Source organism: bacterium, assembly GCA_030019025.1.
GTDB lineage: Bacteria > Hydrothermota > Hydrothermia > UBA1063 > UBA1063 > UBA1063.
In genome coordinates, this window is record JASEFR010000020.1 from 23,000 (window position 1) to 35,060 (window position 12,061).

The 12,061-nt window shown below is 43.1% G+C and carries 8 protein-coding genes and 1 rRNA gene; 1 reads left to right on the forward strand and 8 read right to left on the reverse strand.

Annotation, left to right across the window (positions count from 1 at the left end):
• Position 1 precedes the first annotated feature (1 nt).
• Genes argS through QMD82_06135 form a run of 8 tightly spaced genes read right to left on the reverse strand, consistent with a single transcriptional unit; the run spans position 2 to position 9,734 of the window.
• On the reverse strand, positions 2 to 1,609 hold the full coding sequence (argS, locus tag QMD82_06100; protein ID MDI6851490.1) for an arginine--tRNA ligase: 1,608 nt from the start codon (positions 1,607 to 1,609) through the stop codon (positions 2 to 4).
• Positions 1,581 to 1,961: a ribosome silencing factor gene (gene rsfS, locus QMD82_06105; GenBank protein MDI6851491.1), complete on the reverse strand. Its 381-nt coding sequence runs from the start codon at positions 1,959 to 1,961 to the stop codon at positions 1,581 to 1,583. The genes argS and rsfS overlap by 29 nt, the downstream gene beginning before the upstream one ends.
• Position 1,962: 1 nt before the next feature.
• Positions 1,963 to 3,618 carry a DNA repair protein RecN gene (gene recN, locus QMD82_06110; protein ID MDI6851492.1) on the reverse strand — a complete coding sequence of 552 codons (1,656 nt, stop codon included), beginning with the start codon at positions 3,616 to 3,618 and terminating at the stop codon, positions 1,963 to 1,965.
• A complete protein-coding gene (locus tag QMD82_06115) occupies positions 3,618 to 4,445 on the reverse strand; it encodes an NAD(+)/NADH kinase (protein ID MDI6851493.1) in 828 nt (275 codons plus the stop codon). The genes recN and QMD82_06115 overlap by 1 nt, the downstream gene beginning before the upstream one ends.
• Positions 4,442 to 5,347 (reverse strand): protein translocase subunit SecF, encoded by a 906-nt coding sequence (gene secF / locus QMD82_06120; protein MDI6851494.1) that lies wholly within the window; start codon positions 5,345 to 5,347, stop codon positions 4,442 to 4,444. The genes QMD82_06115 and secF overlap by 4 nt, the downstream gene beginning before the upstream one ends.
• An 11-nt stretch (positions 5,348 to 5,358) precedes the next feature.
• The gene (gene secD / locus QMD82_06125; protein MDI6851495.1) at positions 5,359 to 6,906 is read right to left on the reverse strand and encodes a protein translocase subunit SecD; all 1,548 of its coding nucleotides are present in this window, start codon (positions 6,904 to 6,906) and stop codon (positions 5,359 to 5,361) included.
• A 41-nt stretch (positions 6,907 to 6,947) separates the two neighbouring features.
• The gene (locus tag QMD82_06130) at positions 6,948 to 7,664 is read right to left on the reverse strand and encodes a hypothetical protein (GenBank protein MDI6851496.1); all 717 of its coding nucleotides are present in this window, start codon (positions 7,662 to 7,664) and stop codon (positions 6,948 to 6,950) included.
• Between the two features lie 3 nt (positions 7,665 to 7,667).
• Positions 7,668 to 9,734: a PBP1A family penicillin-binding protein gene (locus QMD82_06135; GenBank protein ID MDI6851497.1), complete on the reverse strand. Its 2,067-nt coding sequence runs from the start codon at positions 9,732 to 9,734 to the stop codon at positions 7,668 to 7,670.
• 283 nt (positions 9,735 to 10,017) lie between these two features.
• On the opposite strand from QMD82_06135, the gene QMD82_06140 reads away from it, so the two are divergent.
• Positions 10,018 to 12,061, forward strand: a 23S ribosomal RNA gene (locus QMD82_06140); the annotation flags it as partial.

Below are 12,061 nucleotides of genomic sequence, written 5' to 3' on the forward strand. Positions count from 1 at the left end.
TTTACATCCTCTCCGGTGCTTTTATTCCTAAAAGTTCAAGACCATTTTTCACGACGGTCTTGACACCAAAAGATAGTAAAAGTCTCGCATTACTCAGCTCTGCATCTTCAGTCACAATTCTAACTTTCTGATAATAGCTGTGATAGAGCTCAGAAAGTTCGAGGAGATACCTAACAAGCAGGTGTGGTTCCAGGCTTCTGCAAGCACTCTGTAATATGTCTGGATAAAACATGATCTTCCGAATTAAACTCCTTTCTTCTGGCTCAGTGAGTAGAGAAGGATCACCTTTCTTATAGGATAATCCTTTTTCCGCACCAAAATCCAAAAGACTGGCAATCCTTGCGTGGCTGTATTGTACATAGTAGACAGGGTTTTGCACCCCAATGGTTTTTGCCAGTTCCAGATCAAAGTCAAGGTGTGCATTTACCGTTCTTGTAAGAAAAAAGAATCTCGCTGCGTCTACACCAACTTCGTCTATGAGGTCATCCATTGAGTAGATTTCGCCTTTCCGCTTTGACATTTTAACCTTTTCCTTTCCTCTTACAAGGTTAACCTGCTGGGCAATGAGTACTTTGAATTTTTCAATATCAAACCCGAGAGCTTTTAAGCCCGCTTGCATTCTTGGGATATATCCATGGTGGTCTGGCCCCCAAATATCTATGAGAATCTCATAGTTTCTTTCAATTTTATGGAGATGGTAAGCCAGGTCAAAGAAAAAGTAGGTAGGCTCACCATTGTTCCTTATTAGAACTCTATCTTTATCGTCGCCAAAAATTGATGATTTAAAAATGGTTGCACCGTCCTCAGAATAGATTAGACCAGATTCTTCAAGGGTTTTCATAACTTTACGTGGATATTCGGAATTTCTTATCTCGGTCTCAAATACGAATCTGTCAAATTTGACTCTGTACCTCTCCAGAGTATTCCTCTGCCAATTGTGGATGTATTCCACGGCGAATCTCCCGTAGTCGCCAGAAAAGTTCCTTTTCAAAATTTCCCTTGCAACGTCGTAAATGTATTCTCCCTGGTATCCATCCTCAGGAAACTCAAAAGGGAGTCCCTGGAGCTCAAGGATGCGTGCCTCAACGGATTTCCTGAGCCTTTCTATCTGACCGCCTGCATCGTTTACGTAGTATTCCGAGTCAACAACATAGCCGCAGGTATTCATTATCCTTCTGAGTGAATCACCTACTGCAGCTGCCCTTGCATTCACGACCACCAGCGGGCCTGTGGGGTTTGCCGATACAAATTCGAGGTTGACCCTTGTTCTGTTACCGAGATTGTTTTTGCCATAGTTTTCGGGGTCTTCTGATATGTTTTTTAGTATCTCTCCCAGGGATTTTTGTGATATTTTAAAGTTCAAAAACCCTTTCTGGACTTCTGCCTTTTCAAGAAGATCAAAATTTGATAATTGCGCAACAATCTTTTCACCCAGTTCGGCGGGGTTCTTTTTCAATTCTTTCGCCAGTTTGAAGAGTATATTTGTGGAATAATCCCCGAAATTTTCTCCTGCAGATTCTTCCAAATAAAAATCGGCTTTTAATCCAAAGTTTTTCTCAATAATTTCTGCAAGTTTTTCTTCAATCCTCTCTCTTAAAAGTTTCCTCATAGGTCCACCTGGGTGCATCACCCCATAGTTCCTCAAGCCTATAAAATTCCCTTGCTTCTTCTAGCATAATGTGTATTATAAAGTCTTCGTAATCGAGAAGCATCCATCGGGAATTTCTCGAGCCCTCAGAGTGGTGGAGTCTCGCTCCCAAAAGGGCAAGTTCATCTTCTAAATGTTTCCTTAGCGCATTCATGTGTTCTGTGGAATTGGCAGTGGCAATGATAAAATAGTTCGTTATTTGGGGAATAAATTTGCCTACTTCAATAATTTTAATCTCTTCTGCCTTTTTGTCGAATAATATTTCACAGGCACGCCTTACAAAAGGGCTGAACTCTTTTTCTGAATTTGCCATCTTACCCCCTGATACTCTTTAAAAATTTTTCCGCATAATTGAGAGATTCTTCCGTTATTTTTTCTCCTGAAAGCATCCTTGCAATTTCTCGTACTCTTTCCTGTTCGCTGAGTTCTCTTATTTTCACGCGGGTTTTATCCCCCTCTACAAATTTTTCTACGATAAAATGTTTTTCACCAAAGGCTGCAATTTGCGGTAGGTGGGTTATCACTATTACCTGCCTTTTTTGGCTTATTTCTTTCATCTTTCTTCCCACCTTTTCAGCAACTTTTCCCCCAATTCCGGTATCAGCTTCGTCAAAGACCATCGTTGGCACATTCACAAGGTCAGCTAAAACTCTTTTAATAGCAAGCATGATCCTTGAAAGCTCTCCACCGGAAACGATCTTTGAGAGAGGTTTGGGCTCTTCCCCTGGGTTAGTGGAGATGTAAAATTCTACGGTATCCTTCCCGAGGTGATTTATTTCTCCCTCACTTATATTTACTTTAAATCTCGCCTTTTCCATCGCTAAATCTTTTAACTCTTCCTCTATGAGTCTTTCCAGCTCTGGTGCTGACTTTACTCTTGCTTCGTGCAAAATCTCAGCCTGCTCCCTCACTTGCTTTTCAAGATTATAAATTTCTTTTGTTAATGCATCTATTTCCTTGTCGTAATTTTCAATTCTGCTGAGTTCGCTTTTTAAGAATTCTTTTTCCTGTATTAGTTCTTCAATACTCTTTCTGTATTTTTGCTTTAAATTTTTTAGAAAGGTGAGTCTGGTTCGTACCTCTTCCAATTCCTCGGGATTTAAAACGAGATCATTTTTATATTCCATCAAGAGACGCCAAGTATCCTGAAGCTTGTCGGAAATTTCCTGCAGAGTGTTGATTGCTTCGTTTAGCTTTGCATCTATACTTACTATTTCTTGAAGGCTTCTTATAGCTCTGAATATCTTTTCATAAGCCGATTCTTCACTTTCATAAATTTCAAAGGCTGATGCGGTAACATTTGACTGCAGTTTTTCTATATTTGATAAGATGTTCAAACGTTCTTCCAGCTCTTCCTCTTCGCTCTCTTTCAGGTTTGCCTTCTCTAATTCATCAAGTTTAAATCGGTAAAACTCTTCTTTTTCTTGAGCTTCCCTCTGTTTTTTCTTTAAATCATCAAGCCTTCCTCTTGCATCGAGAAGCGCGTCGTATAAGTGTTTCATTTTCTCTCTTTCCTTTAAAATATTTGCAAATCCATCCAGATAATCTATATGCCTTTGTGGGTCTAAGAGGCTCTGATGCTGATGCTGACCATGTAGATCAATTAGATGTTCTGTAATTTCCTTGAGGAAACTCAGGGTCACCGTACTCATATTGATGTAAATTTTCGACTTTTTTGAAGTCGGGTTTAATATTCTTCGCACTATTATTTCTTCGTCAACCTCAATTTTGTTTCTTCTCAGGATTTCTTTTTCCTCTTCTGATAGCGAAAAAACTGCTGTTATTTCTGCTTCCTTCTCTCCCATTAGGTCCCAATCAATTTTCTCTCCCAGAGCTATGTTGAGAGAACCTATTATCAGCGATTTACCTGCGCCTGTTTCACCAGTAATTACGTTAAATCCCGGATGAAATTCTACCTCGAGATTATCAACAAGCAGATAATTTTTTATAGAAAGCCTCAGGAGCCCCATTAACCCCAGTTAAATTTCCTCTTGAGAATTTCGAAGTAACTTAAAACTCCGGGCGTTTTGACAATTTTGGCTTTTTCGTTACTCTTGGTGAGTAAAACGGTAATATTAGAAATTGGAATAGTTTCCTGGCCATCGGCAGAAATTAACGTTTCCTCCATTTTCGAGGAGATCGTAACCTCAATGAGGCTTTCGGCAGGCACCACAATGGGTCTTAAAGATAATTTATGTGGGCAAATGGGCGTAATGACGAAGGCCTCCATAGTGGGATACAAAATAGGGCCACCGGAAGAAAGATTATAGGCGGTTGATCCTGTTGGCGTTGATACTATAAGGCCATCTCCTCTGAAGTCGTAAAGTTTTTCTTTGTTTACGCGTACTTCAACGCTCATCATTCTTGGTGCACCTGTTACACTAAAAGTTATATCATTTAATGCGATTAGAGTCTTATCGCTTAATTTAGCCTGCAAAACGGTTCTCTCTTCATAGGTCCAATTTCCTTTTTTCAAATTTTCCAGCGCTATTTGTAGATTTTCTTCGCGGTATATAGTCAGGAATCCAAAGGTGCCAACGTTTACTCCCATTATGGGCTTTTCAATGAAGAGCCTCGCAGATCGAAGAAAGGTACCATCTCCCCCAATGGCGACTATGATATCTGCTTTTTCTTTCAATGTTAATTCATCAGCGTAATCAAGTTTTTTGAACTCTTTAAGATGATTCTGTAACCCAACCCATATCAAAAGTTCAGAATTGTCAAAATGTTTCAGGATATGCTCCATTACTTTATTAATACCAGTTTTGTATGGGTTTCCGGTTATCCCTAATCTCAAGCCTTTTCCTTTTTAAGGGTGGCTTTGTGCCAATCAGTTACAATTGACGCTACAACCCCTATGGAAGAGTATGTACCAATGATGACGCCAATGGTCAAGATTAATGCAAAGTCAAAGATGGTGGTACCGCGAGCAAAAATAAGTATAGCTACAAGAGGAAAGAGGGTTGTTAAAGAAGTTATAATGGTACGGGAAAGAGTTTCATTCACACCGCTGTTAAAAATTTCCTCAATCTTGTTCCTGGGAATAACTTTACCAAAAGCCCTTAGTTTTTCCCTTATTCTGTCCGCAACCACTATGGAGTCGTTAATGGAGTAGCCAATCAGTGTCAAAATTGCTGCAATTGTTGGTACAGAAAATTCTTTTCCAAGAAAAGTATAAATTCCAAGGGCTATTAAGGTGTCGTGGAAGAGGGCTATTACTGAGGCTACGCCAAATCTAAAATCAAATCTGAACCAGATGTAAATGAGCATTAATAACATTCCTATAAGAATCAAGGTTATGGCCTGGAGCGTAAGCTTTCTTCCTATGGATGGTCCTACCATTTCAGCTCTTAAGAGAGATATATCTCTATCAGGATAAGCAGATTTGAGGACTTCAAGGATCACTTCTGGCTTAATCTCTTCGCTTTTGAACCTCAGAATAAACATTCCAGCTTTTCCAAATGTTTGAACCTCAGCCGTGTATCCCTTTGCTGAAAGTGTGGATCTGACTTCTTCTATTTTTAAAGCGGGCGTAGTTTCAATCTGTAAAAGTAGTCCTCCGCGGAAATCGACGCCGTAGTTGGGACCACCTTTTACTATAAGCACAACTATGCTTAGAAGAACGAGTACAACTGAAGTAAAGTACAAGTATTTTCGGTTTCCTATAATGTTAATTCTTAGATTTCTAAAAAGTTCCATTGCAGACTCCTTTATATGCTTAGTTTTTCTACCTTTTTAACGTTAACAAGGTAGTCAAAAATGATTTTGGAAACAAAGATTGCGGTAAAGAAGTTTGAGAGAATACCAATGGTTAAAACTGTTCCAAACCCTTTTATGGGCCCTACACCAAATCTCAAAAGTACCAAAGCTGCGATCAGAGTGGTGAGGTTTGCATCAAAAATGGTGATGGTTGCCTTGGCAAATCCTGCATCTACTGCGGATTTAGGGCTTTTACCCGCTCGGAGTTCTTCACGAATTCTCTCAAAGATAAGAACATTGGCATCCACAGCCATGCCAACGGTGAGAATGAGTCCAGCCATTCCGGGGAGCGTCAGGGTTGCTTTGAGTGCAACCATAACCGCCAAGATAAATATAGCGTTGAGAATGAGGGCAAGATCAGCGATGAGACCCGCGAGTTTATAGTAAACTAACATGAATAGTACCACTATAATTAACCCAATGAGAAAGGCCTTCATACCCTTTTCTATTGAGTCTTTTCCGAGTGTAGCACCAACCGTGCGCTCTTCCACGATTTTGATTGGAGCTGGTAAAGCGCCTGCCCTGAGTATAATCGCCAGTTCTTTTGCTTCGTCAATGGTGAAGTTCCCTCTTATGATCGCGTCGCCCGTAGGAATTCTTTCCTCTATAACAGGTGCAGATTGGACTACGCTGTCAAGAACAATTGCCAGTTGCTTTCCTATATTTGAACCTGTTACAAAGGCAAATTTTGTGGCTCCTTTTTTGTCAAAGTGTATTTCTACGATAGGTTTTCCAGCATAAGCTGGGTCTTGCCCCTGATATATTGTGTGCCTTGCAGTTTTTAGATTTGTACCTGTTAATTCGGGCTCCTTTTTCACGAGGTAAACCGGTCTAATTTTGCCCTCAGGTGTTTCTTCGGTTTTTCCGAAAAGGAATTCGTACCCTGCAGGTATGACCGCCTGTACCTCCGGTATATTTATGATTTCTTTAAATATATGGACTTCGCTGGATCTTACACCAATTCCTCCTCCGAAGCTAATCAGTATATCGGTAAGATAGGTTTTGGTTGTGTCACCTTTCCAAGTTTTTTGTAAAACGTCATCTATATTTTTAATTGTTTGCTCTAATGTTTTTTGATCCGCTACCAGTTTGAATTCAAGCAGTGCAGTTTTACCAATCAGTTCCTCTGCTCTTTCTTTTTCAAGAACGCCTGGAAGCTGAATGATTATTCTTCCTTCTTCTGTTTTCTGAATTATCGGTTCCGAAACACCCCACTGGTCGATGCGGTTTCTGATTATCTCAAGGGCGCGCTCTTCAGCACCTTTTGCCTCTTCTTCTGAAAGTTTTGATTTATCAACCTCAAGAACCATGTACATACCGCCCTGCAAGTCTAATCCGAGATTGAGTGCCCGTTTCTTCAGTTTACTCAAATATTCAGATGAAAGGTTTTGCTTTTCTTCGGTGGTAAGTGAGTAGTAGCGGAAGGTGGGCCAGAGCGTCCAAAGGGAGATCCCCAGGACAAACAACACTATCAATGCTCGATAAAAAATACTCCTCAACCTCTCCTCCTTGGTTCGGATTCTTTCAAATTATAAGTCCTTCAAAATGTATATTCAATTCCTGATGTTATTACATACCCAAGGTTCTGAAGGTATCGGAGCGATATTGCAGGCTTTATATAGCTCTTTAAATAAAGTCCAACAAAGTATTGGTCTGGGTCTTTTGAATAACCAATAGAAAGGGTAAGAAGCGGTAAAACGTTAAATTCTTGGCTAAGTGAAAAAGTTCTTTCATTTTGGTAGAAGATGTAGTCAATGTACGTACAGCCTAAGGATTCAATGAGAATAGCGAAAATGTTGAGGGAATTTTTCATCGTACTTGTGTTTTTTGTAAAAGAGGCACCAAAAATGATGTCTTCAACGCCCCTCGAAAGGGCTAAAGTGCCGAGGATTTCGCGAGAAGCAAAGCCTTCAAAGTCTTTCTCGTTCACCAAAATGGATAGCCCGAAATCCACATCTCTTAGCTTTCTTGAAAAACCGAAGACATAATACTTCTCGTTTATATCCCTGGTTCCAACGTATTGCATGCCTATGGCGACTTTATTGTAGGAAAAGGAAAAACCGTAAATCTTAAAAGATGTCAGGAAGATGAAGGAAGTAATTGATGATTCCAATTTTGTTTTTTCTCCGATGAGAGACGGTGTAAAGAATACTGCGGAGGGGTGTCCCCAAAGAGAAGAGGAGTTAGTTGCTATAAGTTGTGCTGAGAATGGTAAAACAGAGGAGTAACTTATAACATAGAAAATAAAAGGAAACATGCCTCAATTTTTAGATTCTTCTTCCCTAAGTTTGCGGATTTTTTCTTTAGTTGGAGACGGTGTGTGTAATTTACAGAATTCGTGTGGTTCGTCCCCCATTCTAAAGGGCTCTATGTGGGTTTTGGGGCAGTATTGGGTTGCAAGGAGTGCAGACTCGTCGCAGGTTTCCGCAAAGACAATGCCAGGCGGAACTTCAAAATCAGTAGCGGGTTTATCTTTCAGTATTTCCTTCATGTATAGGGTCCAAATTGGTAAAGCGAAGGATGCACCTGTAGCATTTTTCGTAATTGTTCTGACCGAGTCATATCCTACCCATATAGTCGTAAGGATCTCTGGTGTAAATCCTATGAACCACGCATCTCTGAATTCATCGGTGGTTCCCGTTTTACCCGCTGCAGGTCTTGACCATCCGTAAGCGGTAATAGCAGAAACTGCGGTACCTTCTGTGAATACAGACTTCATTATATTAATTAGGATGTAGACCGTTGTTGAATCAAAGACTTGTGTCGATTGTGGCTTGTTTTCTTCGAGAACCACTCCAGCCCTGTTAATTATTTTCTTTATAAAATACGGTCTTATTCTTTTTCCGTAATTTGCTATTGTACAGTAGGCTGTGGTTAACTCCATTGGGGAAACAGAAACTCCTCCGAGTGCGATGGCTGGATAGGGGGGTAAAGTGGTCTTAAACCCGCATCTCCTTGCATATGAGGCTGCAGCTTCGGGGCCCAATTGAAGTATTAGGTCAACGGTGGCAAGATTTCTCGAGAGAGCAAGAGCTTTTCGCAAAGTGATTTCTCCGAGGTAAGAGTTGTCAAAGTTTTTTGGTCTCCATTCATATTCTTTCCCTTCATAAAGAACAATGGGTGCATCATTAAGCTTGTCACAACCATAATACCCGTTATCTATCGCTGTAAGATATATAAAAGGTTTGATGGCTGACCCCGGTTGCCTCAAAGCTTGAGTAGCCCTATTAAACTCACTTTCGCTTCTATCTCTACCGCCAACTAACGCAAGAATCTCGCCGGTATTCTGATCTATTGTTATTAGTGCGCCTTGTAGATATGGAGGTTGATCCGCTTGTTCCTTTTTATTAAAGTCCTTTTTAGCCGGTTTAAGTTTGTAATGTTCCTCATAGTAGTCTAACATAGCTGGAAGAATGGAGTCTGCCACCCTTTGAAAATCCAGATCCATTGTGGTATATATTTTTCCGCCACCTTTGTAGAGGAAGTCTTCTCCGTATCTTGAGATCACGTAGTTCCTTACCATATCCATAAAGTAAGGGCCCACAACGCCCGATGGGGTTAACGATACGGGGTTTACTTTTATTTCTGTATTTAATGCTTCCTGATACTCTAATTCAGTAATAAAACCCTCTTCTCTCATCTGTTTTAAGATTAGTCTCTGTCTTCTTATTGCCCTCTGGTAGTTGGAAAGGGGTGAAAAGAGTTTAGGTGATTTGGGTATAGCAGCAAGGAGAGCACATTCTGCGAGATTTAAACTATCCACTGGTTTTCCGAAAAAATACTTGCTTGCGGTTTGTACGCCGTAAATACCATTTCCAAAATAAATGATGTTTAGGTACTTTTCGAGAATTTCCTGCTTTGAAAAGGTTCTTTCGATTTTAATTGCCAGTAATACTTCCTTAATTTTCCTTGTTAGTGCTTTTTGAGGAGTGAGGAACATATTCCTTGCAAGTTGTTGAGTGATTGTGGATGCACCTTGGACGGGTCTAAGGGAGATAATATCTACAAGTGCGGACTTAAAAAGCCTAATTATATCAATACCATTGTGCTGGAAAAACCTTTTATCCTCAATAGCGATAAAGGCGTTTATGAGGTTTCTTGGGATATTAGAGAGTCTAACTGCCTCGCGTTTTTGAAGGTAAAAAGTGTAGATCAGCCTTCCGTTTCTATCATAAACTTCGGTGGAAAGACTTGGCTCGTATTTTTCTATAATATAAGGAGAAGGGGTAAATTTCCAGAATAAAGCCAAAAGGATGATTCCTAAAAGCAAGGCGGACCCGAAGATTTTTAAACTCAACAGAAAAGATTTTTTTACAACTTCTTTCATGTTAAAATTTTAAAGCATGGGTGGTAAAGTTGAAATATTTTTGAGGTGTAAACAACATTGCGCAGTTTCTCATTTTATTTGGTGGATTGGCATAATTTATAGTGCCTTTTAAGTTTTGTTTTTGCAATACTTTGTAAAAAACTTGACAGAACATGGGGGCTATATTAATATATTAACACTTACAAAGTAAGTATATTTTTGCCCCTTGACATTCCAAAGGGGAACGAATATAATTTTACAACTTGCGAATCTGCTCTTTGAAAACAAAGTGGTTGAGGTAGGTGGCTAAGATAGTAAGGGCACCTGGTGGATGCCTCGGCACCAGGAGGCGATGAAGGGCGTGGCAAGCTGCGATAAGCCCGGGGGAGGCGCAAGCAGCCTTTGATCCCGGGATGCCCGAATGGGGAAACCCGACCACCTTAATAGGTGGTCATCCCCCTTATGGGGGAGGCGAACCCGGGGAACTGAAACATCTCAGTACCCGGAGGAAAAGAAAGCAACCGCGATTCCCTGAGTAGCGGCGAGCGAAAGGGGAACAGCCTAAACCGTCTCTGTGCCAAAGCCCGTGGGCGTTGCAGAGACGGGGTAGTGGGACACAGTTGGGCTCCGCCACGGAGGAGCCGGGAAGTTACAAAATTCCCACCTAGCCGAACTACCTGGAAAGGTAGGCCATAGAGGGTGAAAGCCCCGTAGGCGAAAGGTGTGGAGTCTTCCTGGACTGTGTTCCCGAGTACCCCGGGACACGTGGAATCCTGGGGGAATCTGGGTGGACCACCACCTAAGGCTAAATACTCCCTGGTGACCGATAGCGGACTAAGTACCGTGAGGGAAAGGTGAAAAGAACCCCAGTGCGGGGAGTGAAATAGAACCTGAAACCAGGTGCCTACAATCAGTCGGAGGGTTCATTTAACTTCCCTTAGAGGAGGTTAAATGGCCTGACGGCGTGCCTTTTGCGTAATGAGCCTGGGAGTTACCGTCGTCGGCGAGGCTAAGGCCTTCTGGGCCGGAGCCGTAGCGAAAGCGAGTCCGAAAAGGGCGTTAAGTCGGCGGCGGTAGACCCGAAGCCGGGTGATCTACCCATGGCCAGGGTGAAGTCACCTTAACCGGTGATGGAGGCCCGAACCGGTGGACGTTGAAAAGTCCTCGGATGAGCTGTGGGTAGGAGTGAAAAGCTAATCGAACCCGGAGATAGCTGGTTCTCCCCGAAATAGCTCTAGGGCTAGCCTCGGGAATGAGTGTTGCGGAGGTAGAGCACTGGATGGGGTAGGGGGCAACCCCAAACCCAACCAAACTCCGAATGCCGCAACATGCTTCCCGGGAGTCAGGCAGTGGGGGATAAGCTCCATTGCCGAGAGGGGAACAACCCAGACCGCCAGCTAAGGTCCCGAAGTGAAAGCTTAGTGGTAAAGGATGTGGGGGCGCTTAGACAGCTGGGATGTTGGCTTAGAAGCAGCCATCATTTAAAGAGTGCGTAACAGCTCACCAGTCGAGCGCCCCTGCGCCGAAAATTTAGCGGGGCTAAGCTTTCCACCGAAGCTGCGGGTTGCCACCTTTGGTGGCAGCGGTAGGGGAGCGTTCCCTGCGGGCTGAAGTCATCCTGCGAGGGGTGATGGACTGCAGGGAAGTGAGAATCCAGGCATTAGTAGCGATAACCCCCGTGAGAATCGGGGGCGCCGAAAGTCTAAGGTTTCCACCGGAAGGCTCGTCCGCGGTGGGTTAGCCGGCCCCTAACCTGAGGCCGAAAGGCGTAGGGGATGGGAATCCCGTTAATATTCGGGAGCCAGCTTGGTGGAGCCTGGGGGGTGACGCAGTAGGGAAAGGCCAGCGCCCTGGTGGCTTAGGGCGTCTAAGCCAGTAGGAGGCCTCTCCAGGCAAATCCGGAGGGGCGGGTTTAAAGACCCAACTCTGAGAGGCGATGGGGATCCCCCGAAAGGGGGAGAACTGGCCTGGACCATGCTGCCAAGAAATAGCCTCGCAGGCGTTGAAACCAGGCTGACCGTACCGCAAACCGACACAGGTAGACGGGCAGAGAATGCTCAGGCGCGCGAGAGAATTCCCCCTAAGGAACTCGGCAACTTGGCCCCGTAACTTCGGGAGAAGGGGTGCCCCAAGTACGTGAAGGCCCTTGCGGCTGGAGCGGAACGGGGTCGCAGCGAAGAGGGCCTGGCGACTGTTTACCAAAAACACAGGAGTCCGCGAACTCGTCAAGAGGACGTATGGGCTCTGACGCCTGCCCGGTGCCGGAAGGTTAAGGGGAGGGGTGCAAGCCCCAAACCGAAGCCCCGGTAAACGGCGGCCGTAACTATAACGGTCCTAAGGTAGCGAAA